The organism is Halomonas sp. GFAJ-1, assembly GCF_000236625.2.
Lineage (GTDB): Bacteria > Pseudomonadota > Gammaproteobacteria > Pseudomonadales > Halomonadaceae > Vreelandella.
In genome coordinates this window covers 1-16,517 of record NZ_AHBC01000050.1, presented here as the reverse complement: position 1 = coordinate 16,517, position 16,517 = coordinate 1, and the positions used below count along the sequence as shown (strand labels likewise).

Sequence of the window (16,517 nt, the reverse complement as noted above, 5' to 3'; positions counted from 1 at the left end):
GTGATTGAACCTCTCCTGTATCTTAGCCTCGAACCTTTGCTTGTTCTTTTCCCATCTGCCACCGCTCTTTGCCAAGGTGATGCTATGCGTTTACCTGTGCTACTGATTTTCTGTGCCGCTATTTCACTGCTGTTTAGCGCTGGCGCGGCAGCCGATGCACCAAGCTCCCGCGCGCTGCAAGCTCTCGACCAGAAAACGGCGGCACTAGACCGTGTGCATGCGGTGGTCGTTGCTCACCAGGGCAGTATTGTTCACGAACTGCATCAGGGTGGCCCGGGCGTCGCTGCACCTACCAATATCAAATCGCTTTCCAAAACCGTGCTGGCGGCCATTACCGGCGCAGCCATTGAGGCGGGAGCGATCGAGTCTACCGAGCAAACCTTGGTGGCGCTGTTAGGCTCGCTACCCAACGGCGCTGACCCGAAGGTGGATGAGATTACCGTGACGCACTTGCTGGCTCAGCAGGCGGGGTTGGAGCGTACTTCCGGCAGCAACTACAGCGCTTGGGTCGCCAGCAACAATTGGGTGAATAATGCACTCTCCCGCCCGTTTGTGGATGAACCCGGCGGGCGCATGCTCTACTCCACGGGCACCAGCCATTTGCTTTCTGCGGCACTCACCCAGGCAAGTGGCGAAACCACCCACGCCCTTGCGCAGCGTTTGCTGGGCGAGCCGCTGAACATTGCGATACCCCCCTGGCTGCGCGACCCCCAGGGCATCTACTTTGGCGGCAACGATATGCAGCTTTCACCCAGGGCGCTTATAGCGATCGGCGAGCTGTATCGTAATGATGGCATGGTCGTCGATGACAGCGGAGTGGGCCAGCGGGTGCTGCCGGAAGGCTGGGTTGAAGACTCTTGGACACCCAGAGGCCAATCCCCATGGACAGGGGATGGTTACGGCTTCGGGTGGTTTATTACAACGCTTGCGGATGTGCCGGTGTATTACGGCAGGGGCTACGGCGGGCAGGCGCTCTATGTCATTCCAGAGCGGGAAATGACCGTAGTGATTACGTCCGACCCAACGCCCCCTTCTCCGGGCGGCCAGTTTCACCAGCAGTTAAATGATCTGGTCGTTGAGCTGCTACGTTGAGCTGCTATGTTGACCCACTAAGTTGATCTTCGCTGACCGCTGGTGCTTTGCGCTCTATTTGCTATAGGGCGTACCAGATCAGCTAAGCGGGTGGCCTCATTTTGGGCATCACTTATCGGCGGCACGCGGCTTTTTTGCCTGCAGTTTGGTACGAATAAAATCACCGTGGCTTACATGTAAAAGGTCTGCCAGCCGACGTATGCGGTGCTCTTCAAGCGGGTCGATGCTGCCGTCTGCCCAAGCCAGCTGCCACATTAATGCCACCAGTTCGCAACGCTGGTCGTAGCCGTAGTGCTGCTTAATTAGGCTGACAAACTGATAGTGATCCACCGCATCATCCACCTCCGCTTCTGCCAGCGCCATTAACTCGGTCACTTCGCTGTCGCTTAGCTGGTAACGGGTGGTTAACATCTGTTTGAGCGCGGTGCGTTCGGCGTCACTTTGGTCATAGTCGGCGCGCATCACTTCGCACAGCAGCGCCGCGGTGGCTAGCTCTAACGTAATGGTTCGATTTTCACGCTGCTCCGGCTCCGCCAGCGCCCGTTGGAAGAAGTTAGTGATAGCAACCAGCACGCTGTTTCTCCTGTTATAAAACCTTATCTTACGACGTCTACCACCGCCGTTAGTGCCGCGCTACGCACCGTAGCCCATCCCTCAACACTCCAACCTTCACCACTTTCCCCTCACTCTTTACGCTTAGCCAGCTGCTCTTTTAGCTGCTTGGGCACTTGCTTGATGATCAGGCGATCTTGGTGTTCATCGTACTCGATGCTGGAACCCAGCAGGTGGGAGTCAAAGCTGATGGAAACGCCACCGGCGCGGCCGGTAAAACGGCGGAACTGGCTGATGGTGCGTTTATCCGGCGGTATCTCCGGGGAAAGGCCGTAGTCGGCGTTGCGGATATGGTCGTAAAACGCTTTGGGCTGTTTTTCGTCTACCAGCCCTGAAAGCTCTTCTAAGGTCATTGGCTCGCCGCGGCTCAGCTGCTCGTTGGCGTAGTCGACTAGCGTGTCGGTTTTTTCCCGGCTGGCCTCGTCATCAAAATCCTCTTTTTCCACGTAGTCGCTGAAGGCTTTCAGCAGCGTACGGGTTTCTGCGGGGGCATCAATGCCCTCCTCCATCCCGAGCAGGGCGATTAGGCCATCGGCGAGCTTTTTGCCGCCGCGATCTTTTAAAAACGACACATACTGGGCGCTTTCGGAATCACTCTGCCACTGGGTAAGGTTTACCCGTACCGCCAGGGTTAGCTGTCGGGTATTGAGCTGGGCGGCGGGCACCGCCTGGTGCGCCTCATTAATGCCAATGCCTTCCCGCTGGTGCACCAAGCCTAAAAACAGGGTTTCGGTGTCGCCCTGGCGCAGGTGAGCAACAACCAGGTAGCCACTGACAGAGAGCTGCTCTTGCAGCGTTTGCGCTAGGCGCTCGGCCATGGCGATAGAAAACTGGGTAAAGTCTTGCTCACCGGCCATGTAATCCCGCAGCCAGGCCATCAATGGCCCGGCCTGCTCGCCCTGTTCGGCAAACCGCCCCCACCCTTTAGCTTTGGTGTTATAGGTGTCGTTTAACGCGTTCACCAGGCTTGTCATCGTTGGATCGTCGCTGGCGCTGGGGGTTTCAGCTGGCGGTGCCGTAACGGTTAAGCGCTCGCCATCTAGCGACGGTTCCAGGCGAAGCACGGTGCTTTGCAGTAGCGGCATAAGCGGGAGTTACCTTTTAAGCAGAAAGCGAAGAAACAGAAAACGAATAGCTTAAAACACTAGGGTTTTAAGCKGTAACCGGTGCGGAAAATCCAGGCAATAATGGCAAGGCTGGCGGCTAAGAACAGCAGAATCATCGCCACGCTGGCGCCAAGGCTAACGTCGCTAATACCGTAGAAGCTCCAGCGGAAACCACTCACCAAATAGACCACGGGGTTCGCCAGGGTGACGGTTTGCCAAAACGGCGGCAGCATATCAATGGAGTAAAAGCTGCCGCCTAGAAACGTCAGCGGGGTAATCACCAGCAGCGGCACCAGCTGTAGCTTGTCGAAGCCATCGGCCCAGATACCGATGATAAAACCCAGCAGGCTGAACGTGACGGCGGTAAGCACCAGAAAGGTGAGCATCCAGATAGGGTGGGCGATCTCCAGCGGCACAAATAGGCCCGAGGTAGCGAGAATAATCAGCCCCAGCAGAATCGACTTAGACGCCGCAGCCCCCACGTAACCCACCACTATCTCTAAGTAAGAGATAGGTGCCGATAAAATTTCATAAATACTGCCCGAAAACTTGGGAAAGAAAATCCCGAAGGAGGCATTCGATACGCTCTGGGTGAGCAGCATGAGCATAATAAGCCCTGGCACGATAAAGGCGCCGTAGCTGACCCCATTAATCTCGCTAATACGCGAGCCAATCGCCGCACCGAACACCACAAAGTAGAGCGAGGTAGAGATCACCGGCGAGACAATACTTTGCAGCAGCGTACGCCGGGTGCGCGCCATTTCAGCCATATAAATGGCGCGAACGGGGTAGAGGTTCATGAGCGCTCCTTGACGAGGTCGACGAAAATATCTTCCAGTGAACTCTGCCGGGTGTGTAGGTCTTTAAAGCCGATGCCCTCTTTTTCCAGCTGCGCCAGTAGCGTTGAAATACCGCGCCCCTCTGGCGGCTCTCCCGGCTGCTCCTCCTTGCGGCTCTCGTAGGTGTACACCAGCTCATAGCCATCCGCTGCTAAGCTGAGTTCTTCTTGGGCAAGGGAGGCAGGCAGCGTGGTAAGCGGCGTGTGCAGGTGTAGCGTTAACTGCTTACTGCCAAGCTTTTTCATTAGCGCCGCTTTCTCTTCCACCAGTACTATTTCACCGCGATTGATGACGCCGATGCGGTCGGCCATCTCTTCGGCTTCTTCGATGTAGTGGGTGGTGAGAATAATCGTAACGCCGTTATCCCTAAGCCCGCGCACAACGTTCCACATATCGCGGCGAAGCTCAACATCTACCCCGGCGGTAGGCTCATCCAGAAATAGAATGCGTGGCTCGTGGGAGAGTGCTTTCGCGATCAGCACTCGGCGCTTCATACCTCCGGAGAGCGTCATCAGGCGGTTATTGCGCTTATCCCATAGCGCTAACGACTTAAGCACCTTTTCAATATGATCAGGGTTCGGCGGTTTGCCAAACAGGCCGCGGCTAAAGCTGACGGTGTTCCACACCGTTTCAAACGCTTCGTTGGTGAGTTCTTGGGGCACTAGGCCGATACGCTCACGGGCTTGGCGGTAATGGCTCACGCTGTCGAAACCATCCACTACCACACTGCCTTCGGTGGGGTTAACGAGCCCGCACACCAGACTGATTAAGGTGGTTTTACCAGCGCCATTAGGGCCTAGCAGGGCAAAAATTTCGCCGCGCTGGATGGTTAAATCCACGCGGGTAAGCGCTTGAAAGCCACCTTCGTAGGTTTTGTTCAAGCCTTCGATGGTAATAATGGGGTCGTTCAAGGCGTGCTCCTCACACCGTGGCGTTGCCACCACGGTGCTTAACGGGCGCTTGGCGCCATTAGCTGCGGCTGGTGATTTCCAAAAGGTGGTAACCGAACTGGGTTTGTACCGGTCCGTGTACCTTGTTCACTTCACCGCTGAATACAACCTTGTCGAATTCAGGCACCATTTGGCCGGGGCCAAAGCTACCCAAATCGCCGCCCTGGCGGCCGGAAGGGCAGCTTGAGTGCTCTTTGGCCACGTCCGCAAAATCACGACCGTTTTCAATCTCTTGTTTCAGTGCGTTGCACTGCTCTTCACTGCTTACCAAAATATGACGGGCGCTAGCAAGTGCCATAACAAACTCCTAAATAGACATGAAAACCCAAAGCGGGTCGCCAGTTTATCACGCTGGCACACGGTTGTAGGCGTTCACATTGGCTTGGTTAAGGGCCAGCCAGGGCGCCGCTTTCGCGCAGCGCTTCCCCTATGCTTGCCATCGCCCGTTCGTGAGCACTTAGCGCAAGAGGGCCGCGACTACAGACAACAATCACCCATGGCGCTGATTCAGCGCCAACGCGCGAAGCAAGGCCAGCATCGCAACTGCGGCGGTGCTGGGTACCGGTTTTATGGGCAAAGTGGAAGGCGTTGCCCATGCCTTGTTTTAAGCGCTTTTCACCGGAGCGGGTGCGCGCCATGACCGCCAGCAGCAGTTGCCGATGTTCAGCATTGAGGTCGGCCATCCCCCCGTGGTGCAGGCTGGCTAATACATCGCCAAAGGCACGCAGCGTGCCGCCGTTCTCACCTGTTGCTGCGTAGGCATCAAAGGCGTGGTCGTAGTCGGGCTGCTCAAACGCGTTGCGGCTTACGCCGAGCGTGCGGGCAAGCGCTGCCGGGCGCTGGTTAACGCTGTGCTGGCGCAGGGCCATAAAGTCTAACCCACCCAGGGTACGGGCATCCGGGTGTAGCTGGCCATACACCCCCTGGCGCACACCCACTAGCTTGCTAATGGGGCCTAACGCCTCAGGATGGCCACCGCTGGCCGCTACCATTGCCCTGGCCCGGGCATTTACTTCATCAAGCCCCACCCGGTTAATCAGCATATCCGACGCGGTGTTATCGCTAACGGTAATCATCTGCTCTAGCAAAAAACGAAGTGTGATCGACGCGCCCGGGTCGTGCCAGTTAACGGGCCCGGCGCCATCTACATAGTCGCTGCGGGCAAGGATTAACCGCTCATCTAGGGAAAGTGTGCCCGCTTGGCGTTCGGCCAGTACTTGGGCCGCCACCGGCACTTTCACCAGTGATGCCAAATACCACGGCTCATCGGCTCGCCATGAGTAGGCTTCCCCGCTTGCCAGGTTCTGTACATAGACACCCAGCTGCCCACCAAATACTTCTTCGATGGCAGCCACGCGGGCGTTTAAATTACCCTGCCACGCGCTCTGTTTGTCGACTTCATAGTACCAAGCAAATTCGTACTCATGAGACTCGTACCCATTAATAGCGTTCTCGGCGGCATGGGCAGGCAGCACCATGAATAGCGCAATACCCAGCAACCCGACCTGTAACAACTTCAACACAGTAATGATCTCAACATAGTAATAACCTTAATAAAGTTACCTCTTATTTGTGGCGCGCCACCCAGCGGGTCAGCCAAATCCATAGCGCGGCTCCAAGTATCAACAGTCCGCCTACCCCAAGGGCCTGTGGATAGGTGTAGGTGCCTTGGCCTTCCAACAAAAAACGCAGCACCAGAAAAATCATCACGATGTGAAAAATAAACGCTTTTAGCGCATCGCTGCCAACCACGGTTAACGGCCGTAGTGCTTTAGCAGCCATGCCACCACCTGCCAGGGCTAGCCCCAAGAGCACCAACGCGCCCCCTATACTAAACAGCATAAAGGGCAGCTCAGGCGGGTGCTTACCCGCGTTGCGCGCAACCGCCATCATGGCCCCATACACATCGCCACTGGCCAGTGACACACCATAAAAAGCAGCCACCATTAGCGCGCCGATACCCATGAGTATAAACACCAAGCGGCGGCGCAAGGCGGGATCGAAGTAGCAGCGCAGTACGGCCTCGCCCATCAGCAAGCCTGACAATATTAACGGCGCCCGGCTGAGCTGCCCCCAGGCGTAGTGGTCTTCGTGGTCGACCAGCAGGGCTTTTAGAATATCGTTGCCGCCAAAGCTAACCCCTTGCAGCCACGCGGACAGTGCCGTTAAGCCAACAATAGTGGCTAAACGCGCCCATAGCGGCGCTCGTGCCCAAAATGGCAGTACCAGCGGCACCCATAGCAGAGCGATGGCGTAAAAGCCGAGGATTTCCACCCAAATAGCAAAGCGTTGGTAGAGCAGCGTATCAACGATATCGCTAGGCGCGCTGAAGGGCAGCATTTCGACTATCGTCAGCGCTTTGTACCAAAACCACACCTCGATAGCCCGCACCCAGAGCTTTAGCCGACGCTTAGGCCAGTCATCCCGCTGAGTATGCGATAGAAACGCTACCGCTAACGCGATGCCAAACACCAGAATAAATAGCGACGAGGAGAATTTGGTTAAAAAATGAATAGGCACCATGCCCCACTCGGGCACATTGCGAATGCCCACCAGCCCGCTAACGGTGTGGCTCATTATCATCAGGCCAATGGCAATGCCTCGGGCAAGATCAATCGCGTCAATCCGCCCTTCCGCCCTGGGAAGCTGTGGCACCTCCTTCCAGTTGAGCACGTGGGTAGTGTCCTTATGGTTAATCATCGTCATGGCTCATCATTGCCAGCTAACCATAGACTATTTCCGCGATGCGCCTTTCAACCTAGGCGTTGTAAGAAACGTGCGTACGCGCCAAAACAAACCGCCCCCACAGCCAAAGGCTGCGGGGGCGGTGAATGAATCGCACGCTAGCGACGCATTTAACGGCTAAGCATTACCGGCTAATTACTCGGTAACCTCTGCCTCTGCGGCGGCGAAAGCCGCTTTCTCTTCTTCGGTGATCTCTTTAATAGAGAGTTTCACCCGGTTGCGGTTGTCGATATCCAGCACTTTAACAATCACATCGTCGCCTTCGTTTAAGAAGTCGCGGACGTTGTTAACGCGCTCGGCAACAATTTGCGAAATATGCACCAAGCCATCGGTACCCGGCATGATGTTAACAAACGCGCCGAAGTCAGCGATACGTACCACTTTACCGTTGTACAGCTTGCCGATTTCCGCTTCTGCGGTAATGGCCAGTACGGTATCAATGGCACGCTTCGCCGCGGCTTTATCTTCCGCGTAGATGCGCACGGTGCCGTCATCGTCCAGGTCGATAGACGCGCCGGTGTCTTCACAGATTTTACGAATCGTCGCGCCGCCCTTACCAATGACGTCACGGATCTTATCCGGGGCGATTTTGATGGTGGCCATGGAAGGAGCATTTTCCGACACATCGGTACGGCTCTGGCTGATCACGTCGTTCATCTGCGCCAGAATGCTGATACGCGCATCGTGCGCCTGCTGCAGCGCCTTCTCCATGATCTCTTCGTTGATGCCTTCGATCTTAATGTCCATCTGTAGAGCGGTGACGCCCTCTTCAGAACCGGCAACTTTGAAGTCCATGTCGCCCAGGTGGTCTTCGTCACCCAGGATATCGGTAAGTACGGCGTAGCCGTCTTCGTCTTTCACCAGCCCCATGGCAATACCCGCCACCGGGGCTTTCAGCGGTACACCGGCATCCATCAGCGCAAGCGAAGAGCCACACACCGAGGCCATGGAGCTTGAACCGTTGGATTCAGTAATTTCCGACACCACGCGAATAGTGTAAGGGAAGACGTCTTCAGACGGCAGCATGGCTTGAATACCACGACGCGCCAAACGGCCGTGGCCGATTTCGCGGCGCTTTGGGCCACCCATAAAGCCCGCTTCACCTACGCAGTAGGGAGGGAAGTTGTAGTGCAGCATAAAGCGGTCTTTACGCTCACCTTCCAGGGATTCAATGAGCTGCGAATCACGCAGGGTGCCCAAGGTTGCAATCGCAATCGCCTGGGTCTCGCCACGGGTAAACACCGCAGAGCCGTGGGTTTTCGGCAGTACGCCAACTTCAATGGCCAGCGGGCGCACGGTGGAGTTGTCACGGCCATCGATACGCGGCTCGCCTTTTACAACGCGCGAGCGTACAACGCGCTTTTCAAGGCCGGCAAACGCACCTTTCACGTCATCTTTGCTGAATTTGCCTTCCGCTTCTTCGCCTTCAACCGCCGCTAGCTGCTCAACAGCGGCATCTTTAAGTGCTGAAAGCGCGTCTTGGCGGGCCATTTTGTCGGTAATGCGGTACGCATCGCCCACTTTGGCTTCGAACGCTTCGGCCATGGCGGTTTTCAGCGCTACATTTTCCGGCGCAGGCTGCCAATCCCAGCGCGGTTTGCCAGCTTCAGCGACCAACTCTTTAATCGCGGTGACGGCAACCTGCATTTCCTGGTGGCCGAACAGCACGGCACCCAGCATTTCGTCTTCGAGCAGTTCCTGGGCTTCTGACTCCACCATGAGGACGGCTTTATCAGTACCCGCTACCACCATGTCCAGCTCGGAAGCAGCCAGCTCTTCCACGGTCGGGTTCAGGAAGTAGCCCTGCTCTTCGTTAAAACCAACCCGTGCACAGCCAATCGGGCCGTTAAACGGCACGCCAGAGATACTCAGCGCCGCTGAGGTGCCCAGCATCGCCGCCACATCCGGGTCATGGTTACGGTCGGTAGAGAGAACGGTACAGATCACCTGCACTTCGTTCATAAACCCTTTGGGGAATAGCGGACGGATCGGGCGGTCGATCAGGCGCGAGGTGAGGGTCTCTTTTTCGGTAGGACGGCCTTCACGCTTGAAGAAGCCACCGGGGATCTTACCAACCGCGTAGGTTTTCTCTTGGTAGTGTACCGAGAGCGGGAAGAAGGGCTGGTTGGGGTTGGCTTCTTTCTTCGCAACCACTGTACACAGTACAACGGTTTCATCCATGGTCACCATTACGGCACCAGTGGCCTGGCGAGCAATACGGCCAGTTTCTAAAGTGACGGTGCTACGACCGTATTGGAACGTTTTTTTTACCGGATTCACGGCGACTTCCTTTAACATTAATATCTACTTGTCTTTTCGCTTGGGTCGTTTTGACTCGTCACCATTCTAGGCGCTGTGGCGCCATACGGCTACCAGAAACAAAAAAACGGGCAGCCCCAAGGGGCTGCCCGTTTCGGATCATTGCCGCTAACGCTTAGCGACGCAGACCTAGACGCTGAATCAGAGACTGATAGCGTTCGAAATCTTTACGCTTCAGGTAGTCCAGCAGCTTACGACGCTGGTTTACCATGCGGATCAGACCACGACGTGAGTGGTGATCCTGCTTGTTGGTTTTGAAGTGGTCCTGCAGGCCATTGATGTTGGCGCTTAGCAGTGCAACCTGAACTTCAGGGGAACCGGTATCGCTATCGCCGCGGCCGTATTCGTTGACGATCTCGGCCTTTTTCTCAGCGGTTAATGCCATCTGTCTCTCCAGTAAGCAATATGCCTAAAATTGAATGGGTGAGACCACGCATATTTGCAGTCTCAGGCTACTCTCTTCTTTCTACTAGCGATCTTTTAACCGCTAGTTTCTAACCGCAGTTTTTAACCACGGTTTCTAACTACTATTTTCGCGCAAACGGCTGCTTCCTTGCAACGCTGTTTACGAGATAGCGACGGTACTTAACAGCCGCTTAGGCGCCACTTCCTGGGCACTTTTTACAACACCAAGGCCGATAAACGTCTCGGCGTAATAAAGTCTTGCCAGCGCATCGGGCGCAAGTGCCTCGATCGCTAAATGAGCGGACTGGCCATGGGCAAGACACCCGTAGGCCGTTTCATCCACGTTTAGCGAAGGCAAATGATCCACCAGCACATCAACAGGCATCAGCTCAGCCTCACGGCTGGCTTGGCTTGCCAGCGCTTCAAGGCTTTCCAACGTCCACATCGCGTCGCTGGTAAACGGCCCTGTTTTGAGCCTTCTCAGCTGACTAATATGGGCGCCGCAGCCCAACGCTTGGCCAATATCTTCGGCCAAGGTGCGAATATAGGTGCCTTTGCTACAGCTGACCTCAAGCTCGAAGGCCGTGCCCTCAAACTCAAGCAGCCGCGCATCATACACGCTTACCCGCCGCGCTGCACGCTCTACGTGCTTGCCCTCTCGGGCCAACTCGTAAAGCTTTTTACCCTGATGCTTTAGGGCCGAGTACATCGGCGGGACTTGCTCAATCTCGCCGCGAAAACGCGTCAAGACCGCTTCAACATCCTGCTCGGTGAGGCGGCTTGGCACCTCGCGCCGTTCGATGACTGTGCCTTCGGCATCGCCGGTGTCGGTGATCACCCCGAGTTCAACTCGGGTGCGATACATCTTGTCGGCCTCCAGCAGGTGCGCGGAAAACTTAGTGGCCTCCCCCAGACAAATGGGCAACAAGCCCGTTGCCATAGGGTCCAGCGTGCCGGTATGCCCGGCTTTCTGCGCCTCAAACAGACGACGCACCCGCTGTAGCGCGTGATTGCTGGAAATGCCCTTGGGCTTATCCAGCAGCAAAACGCCATTGACCGGTAATCCGCGACGGCGACGTGCCATTAGCGCGTCTCCTCACCATTGTTGCTATCACCATTATTGCTATCACCACTGCCGTTGTCGCTTTCGCCCTCTTCATCCTGCTGGCGGGCACGGTCGGTAGAGACCGCTTCGGCAATCAGCGATGAGAGGTGCTGGCCACGGAAGACACTTTCATCATAGTGAAAGCGTAGTTCGGGTACGTGGCGTAGCTTGATACGCTTGGCAATTTGGCTTCTTAGAAAACCAGCGGCACGTTTCAGTACCTGCAGGTTCTCTTTGATACGCTCGGGATCTTGTTCGCCCAATAGGGTGACATAGATATCGGCGTAACCCAGGTCACGGCTGACGGTCGCGCCGCTCACCGTAATCATGCCTAAGCGCGGGTCTTTTACTTCGCGTTGAATAAGTACCGCCAGCTCCTTTTGGAGCTGGTCGGCTACTCGGTCGGTACGCTTAAATTCGCGCATGATTGCTCCTCGCGGCCTTAGAGGCTGCGCTCGACCTTCACTTGGTCAAAGACTTCGATCTTGTCGCCGACCTGGACATCGTTGTAGTTCTTCACGCCGATGCCACACTCCATGCCGTTGCGCACTTCTTGCACATCATCTTTGAAGCGGCGCAGCGATTCGAGTTCGCCTTCGTAAATCACGACGTCATCGCGCAGTACGCGAATCTTCTTATTACGATGCACGCTGCCTTCGATGACCATACAACCGGCGATGGCACCAATCTTCGGCGCGCGGAAGACGTCGCGTACTTCAGCAACACCCACGATCTCTTCTTTCCATTCAGGTGCGAGCATACCGCTCATCGCCTGTTTGACTTCGTCGATCAGCTGGTAGATGACGCTGTAGTAGCGCAGATCCAGACCTTCACGTTCGATGATCTCGCGGGCAGCCGCGTCGGCACGGACGTTAAAGCCAACCACGATAGCCTCAGAGGCAAGCGCCAAGTTGGCATCAGTGCCGGTAATACCACCAACACCCGAGGAGACCACGGCCACTTCAACTTCACCGGTGGAGAGCTCTTCCAGGGCGCCTTTGATAGCTTCCAGCGAGCCTTGAACGTCAGCCTTGAGGACGATGTTGACCTTGGCCACTTCATCTTGGCCCATCTGGCTAAACATGTTCTCCAGCTTGGCCTTCTGCTGACGTGCCAGGCGCACTTCGCGGTATTTGCCTTGACGGAAGTTAGCGACTTCACGAGCTTTCTTCTCGTCGGCGACAACCATGAAGTCATCACCGGCATCCGGCGTACCGCCCAAGCCTTGAATCTCTACCGGCATGGCGGGGCCAACCGCATCAACTTGCTGGGCAAGTTCGTTGGTTAACGCACGCACACGGCCGTAGTGCAGGCCAGCCAGGACGATATCGCCCTTTTTCAGCGTACCGTTTTGAACCAGTACGGTAGCCACTGGACCACGCCCTTTATCAAGACGAGATTCAACTACAACGCCCTTACCCGGCGCGGAAGGCACGGCCTTAAGCTCAAGCACTTCGGAGGCCAGCTGGATCGCTTCCAGCAGCTCTTCCATGCCTTCACCTGTCTTAGCAGACACGTGAACAAACTGGGTATCACCGCCCCACTCTTCTGAAATCACGCCGTGTTGCGAGAGCTCATTACGAATGCGGTCGAAGTCGGCACCGACCTTATCTACTTTGTTCACCGCAACGACCATGGGAACTTCAGCAGCTTTGGAGTGCTCGATGGCTTCAATGGTTTGGGGCATCACGCCGTCATCGGCGGCCACCACCAGGATTACCACGTCAGTTGCCTTGGCACCGCGGGCACGCATGGCGGTAAACGCTGCGTGGCCTGGGGTATCCAGGAAGGTCACGCCACCGTGCTCATCCTCGACATGGTAAGCACCGATGTGCTGGGTAATACCGCCCGCTTCGCCAGTAGCTACTTTGGCTTTACGGATGTAATCCAGTAGCGAGGTTTTACCGTGGTCAACGTGACCCATAACGGTCACCACCGGTGAGCGGGTGATCTCTTCGCCTTCGTAGGAGATGCCTTCGAGCATTTCCGTTTCCAGCGCGTCATCTTTCACCATCTTGACTTTGTGGCCCATCTCTTCCACAACGATGGCCGCTGTATCCTGGTCAATCGTCTGGTTGATGGTCACCGCAGCGCCCATGTTGAACATGGCTTTGATGACTTCGTTGGCCTTGATCGACATTTTGTCGGCAAGCTCAGCAACGCTGATCGACTCAGGGATTGAGACTTCACGCACAATCGGCTGGGTCGGCTTCTGGAACGCATGCTTACCGTTGCCCGTCTGGTTGCCACCACGACGGCCACCGCGACGCTGTTCGGCACGTTTTACTTTCTTACCGGCACCGCCACGTTTGCGCTCTTCGCGATCGCCACGGTCATCTGCGTCGTCACGACCTTTCTTCTTCGCAGCTGCTTTTTTGGGCGGTGCGGTACGACGGTCGGTGCGACCCTCTTTCGGCGGCGCAGGCGGCATATCATCGGGTGACGGCGTATCGTCGATTTCAAGATTCGGCACCGCAACATCAGGTGTCGCCGGCGCTTTGGCTGTTCTAGGTCTTGAATCAATCTCTTTTTGACTACGCGCGGCTTCCGCTTCTTTATTACTGCGCGCAGTCGCTTCAGCTACCTGTGCAGCACGGGCTTTCTGTGCGGCGGCTTTTTCCTCTGCTTCACGCGCATCAGAAACCTTGCGCTCTGCTTCGGCTTCCGCCATGTCGCCTACTAGCTGGCGTGGGCCAGTGTAGCTAGGCTCAGCAGCTTTCGGCTTCTCACTTTCAGCGCTTTTAACGTAAGTTTTTTTCTTACGTACCTGCACTTCAATGGTCTTGCCGCGCTCGCCGGTTTTAATGCGGCTGCGGGTTTTACGGGTCAGCGTAATGCGGTTTTTGCTTGCATCAACTTCACTGCCACCGTGGCTTTTCTTCAAAAAGCTAAGCAATTTTTGCTTATCTTCTTCAGATACAGCATCGCCTTCTGAAGCGTGCTGTAAGCCGGCTTCTTTCATCTGTTCCAATAGGCGGGGCACATCACGGCCCACCTTTACTGCAAAATCTTTAACTGTCATATCTGACATAGTGACCCTCCTCAGCCCGTGACCTGTTTACTGTGTGTTCGAATCCGATGCGTTATCGTCTTCAAACCAGGGCGCACGGGCAGTCATGATCAGTGCCGCTGCGCGCGCTTCGTCCAACTCCTCGATATCGACCAGATCGTCGACAGACTGCTCGGCGAGATCTTCCATGGTGACAATGCCTCGGCTAGCCAGAATGAAGGCCAGGTGGCGCTCCATGCCGTCCATTTCCAGCAGGTCATTTGCTGGCTGGGCACCGTCTAGGGCTTCTTCCGAGGCAATGGCCATCGTCAGCAGCTCGTCTTTCGCGCGTGCACGCAGCTCTTCTACCAATGCTTCATCGAACTCTTCGATTTCCAGCATTTCTTCAAGCGGCACGTAAGCAACTTCTTCTAGGGTGGTAAACCCTTCTTCTACCAACAGGCGGGCAACATCTTCGTCCACTTCTAAGTGCTGAACGAAGGAGTCCACCAAACTATCGATTTCCTGCTCACGCTTAGACTCGGCTTCGTCTTCGGTCATCACATTGATGCGCCAGCCGGTCAGCTCAGAGGCCAAACGTACGTTCTGCCCGCTACGGCCAATGGCCTGAGCGAGATTGTCCTGAGCGACGGCAACGTCCATTGCATGGGCATCTTCGTCAACTAGGATAGACGCCACATCCGCAGGCGCCATGGCGTTAATCACCAACTGCGCCGGGTTATCGTCCCACAGCACGATATCCACACGCTCGTTTTGCAGCTCCGAAGAGACCGCTTGAACGCGTGAACCGCGCATACCCACGCAGGCACCGACCGGGTCGATGCGACGGTCGTTGGTTTTCACGGCAATTTTGGCACGCGAACCCGGGTCCCGGGCCGCGCCTTTAATTTCGATCAGCTGCTCAGCTATTTCCGGCACTTCAATTTTGAATAGCTCAATAATGAAGTCTGGGCTGGTGCGCGACAGCTGAAGCTGAGCGCCGCGAGCCTCTGGATCAACCTTCACCAACAGCGCACGCACTCGCTCGTTCATGCGGTAGCGTTCACCGTGAATCATTTCGTTGCGGGGCAAGAAGGCTTCGGCGTTTTCGCCCAGGTCGATAATCAGGCCATCGCGGGTGGTCTTTTTGACGATACCGGCAACCAGCTCACCTTCACGATCCGCGTATTGACGTACGACTTCAGCACGTTCGGCCTCGCGCACTTTTTGCACAATGACCTGCTTGGCAGTTTGCGCAGCAATACGACCAAACGCGGCGTTTTCAATTTTATGCTCGACAATATCGCCTAGCTTTAGCGGCGGATCGCGCTGCTCAGCGATAGTCTCTTTGATTTCGTAATCTGGCGTTTCAAATTCGTCATCTTCGACAACGGTCCAGGTGCGGAAGGTATCGTAATCCCCCGTACGCCGGTCAATGTGTACCCGCACGTTGGCTTCTTCCTGATCAAAGCGCTTACGTGATGCGCTTGCCAACGCGGCTTCTACCGCTTCAAAGATAACATCGCGGGGAACGCCTTTTTCATTCGAGATCGCGTCCACGACCATTAAAATTTCTTTACTCATGCGTATGCCTCGCCAGAAAACCTGTCCTTTTGTGCATCACCCCGGCTACCTGCCGGATGCCGCCACTCGTTTAATCGTCGAACTGCGGGACAACCTGCGCAGAATCGATGCTTTCGATGGGGAAGCAGTACTCTTCTCCATCCAGCTGTAGCAGCACTTCATCACCATCAACACCGGCGAGAAGCCCTTGATACTTACGCCGTCCATCAAAAGCAACGCGTAGCTTAAGCGCGACCTGGTGGCCTTGATAACGGATGAAGTGATCCAGGGTATACAAGGGGCGTGCCATGCCGGGGGAAGAAACTTCCAACCGGTATTCACCAGGAATGGGGTCTTCTACATCCATGACGGCACTAACTTGGCGACTAATATCAGCGCAGTCTTGCACGCTGACACCGCTTTCGCGCTCAATATAAATGACTAGCCGCGAGTGCTTACCCTGGGAAATATGGTCGATACCCCATAGCTCAAAGCCCATGGCGGCAACGACAGGTTCGATCAGCGCGTGAAGCGCAGCGTGTTTTGTGGCCACAGACAAAGCTCCTATAGCCGTTGCATCAGGCACCTGGCCAGGAGAGATAAGAGAAGCTAGGCGACTGATTGGCGTTACCCGGAAATGTGTCTCTGGCTACTCGGAGGACATCCGCTCTTGAGACACGCTTGGCTCGCAAAAAGCTTTAACAAAAAGCTATTAACAAAAAGCTATTAACAAAAAGCTATTAACAAAAAGCTATTAACAAAAAGCTATTAACAAAAAGCCCCTTCACAGGA

Annotated in this window: 15 protein-coding genes; 1 reads left to right on the top strand and 14 read right to left on the bottom strand. The window is 55.7% G+C overall.

Going from position 1 to position 16,517, the window contains the following annotated elements:
- The first annotated feature begins 84 nt into the window (after positions 1-84).
- The gene (locus tag MOY_RS14020) at positions 85-1,092 is read left to right on the top strand and encodes a serine hydrolase domain-containing protein (protein WP_009100945.1); all 1,008 of its coding nucleotides are present in this window, start codon (positions 85-87) and stop codon (positions 1,090-1,092) included.
- Between the two features lie 108 nt (positions 1,093-1,200).
- Here MOY_RS14020 and MOY_RS14015 read toward each other — a convergent pair whose 3' ends face one another.
- The 14 genes from MOY_RS14015 to rimP form a co-directional block, all read right to left on the bottom strand.
- Positions 1,201-1,665 carry a tellurite resistance TerB family protein gene (locus tag MOY_RS14015; RefSeq protein WP_009100943.1) on the bottom strand — a complete coding sequence of 155 codons (465 nt, stop codon included), beginning with the start codon at positions 1,663-1,665 and terminating at the stop codon, positions 1,201-1,203.
- Between the two features lie 110 nt (positions 1,666-1,775).
- The gene (locus MOY_RS14010) at positions 1,776-2,789 is read right to left on the bottom strand and encodes a nucleoid-associated protein (RefSeq protein ID WP_009100940.1); all 1,014 of its coding nucleotides are present in this window, start codon (positions 2,787-2,789) and stop codon (positions 1,776-1,778) included.
- Between the two features lie 59 nt (positions 2,790-2,848).
- Positions 2,849-3,610 (bottom strand): ABC transporter permease, encoded by a 762-nt coding sequence (locus MOY_RS14005; protein ID WP_009100938.1) that lies wholly within the window; start codon positions 3,608-3,610, stop codon positions 2,849-2,851.
- On the bottom strand, positions 3,607-4,560 hold the full coding sequence (locus MOY_RS14000) for an ABC transporter ATP-binding protein (protein ID WP_009100936.1): 954 nt from the start codon (positions 4,558-4,560) through the stop codon (positions 3,607-3,609). Before MOY_RS14000 ends, MOY_RS14005 begins: the two co-directional genes overlap by 4 nt.
- 58 nt (positions 4,561-4,618) lie before the next feature.
- Complete coding sequence (locus tag MOY_RS13995) at positions 4,619-4,897, bottom strand: peptidylprolyl isomerase (protein ID WP_009100934.1); 279 nt, start codon at positions 4,895-4,897, stop codon at positions 4,619-4,621.
- Between the two features lie 88 nt (positions 4,898-4,985).
- Positions 4,986-6,122 carry a serine hydrolase gene (locus MOY_RS13990; protein ID WP_009100931.1) on the bottom strand — a complete coding sequence of 379 codons (1,137 nt, stop codon included), beginning with the start codon at positions 6,120-6,122 and terminating at the stop codon, positions 4,986-4,988.
- 43 nt (positions 6,123-6,165) lie between these two features.
- On the bottom strand, positions 6,166-7,299 hold the full coding sequence (locus tag MOY_RS13985) for a heparan-alpha-glucosaminide N-acetyltransferase domain-containing protein (RefSeq protein WP_009100929.1): 1,134 nt from the start codon (positions 7,297-7,299) through the stop codon (positions 6,166-6,168).
- Positions 7,300-7,479: 180 nt separating this feature from the next.
- Positions 7,480-9,642 carry a polyribonucleotide nucleotidyltransferase gene (pnp, locus tag MOY_RS13980; protein ID WP_009100926.1) on the bottom strand — a complete coding sequence of 721 codons (2,163 nt, stop codon included), beginning with the start codon at positions 9,640-9,642 and terminating at the stop codon, positions 7,480-7,482.
- A 136-nt stretch (positions 9,643-9,778) separates the two neighbouring features.
- The gene (gene rpsO / locus MOY_RS13975) at positions 9,779-10,048 is read right to left on the bottom strand and encodes a 30S ribosomal protein S15 (protein WP_009100924.1); all 270 of its coding nucleotides are present in this window, start codon (positions 10,046-10,048) and stop codon (positions 9,779-9,781) included.
- Positions 10,049-10,228: 180 nt separating this feature from the next.
- Positions 10,229-11,152: a tRNA pseudouridine(55) synthase TruB gene (gene truB, locus MOY_RS13970; RefSeq protein WP_009100922.1), complete on the bottom strand. Its 924-nt coding sequence runs from the start codon at positions 11,150-11,152 to the stop codon at positions 10,229-10,231.
- On the bottom strand, positions 11,152-11,598 hold the full coding sequence (gene rbfA / locus MOY_RS13965) for a 30S ribosome-binding factor RbfA (protein WP_009100920.1): 447 nt from the start codon (positions 11,596-11,598) through the stop codon (positions 11,152-11,154). Before rbfA ends, truB begins: the two co-directional genes overlap by 1 nt.
- Positions 11,599-11,615: 17 nt before the next feature.
- A complete protein-coding gene (gene infB, locus MOY_RS13960; RefSeq protein ID WP_009100918.1) occupies positions 11,616-14,204 on the bottom strand; it encodes a translation initiation factor IF-2 in 2,589 nt (862 codons plus the stop codon).
- 27 nt (positions 14,205-14,231) lie between these two features.
- Positions 14,232-15,746 carry a transcription termination factor NusA gene (gene nusA / locus MOY_RS13955; protein WP_009100916.1) on the bottom strand — a complete coding sequence of 505 codons (1,515 nt, stop codon included), beginning with the start codon at positions 15,744-15,746 and terminating at the stop codon, positions 14,232-14,234.
- Positions 15,747-15,816: 70 nt separating this feature from the next.
- On the bottom strand, positions 15,817-16,278 hold the full coding sequence (gene rimP, locus MOY_RS13950; RefSeq protein ID WP_009100915.1) for a ribosome maturation factor RimP: 462 nt from the start codon (positions 16,276-16,278) through the stop codon (positions 15,817-15,819).
- Positions 16,279-16,517: the final 239 nt, after the last annotated feature.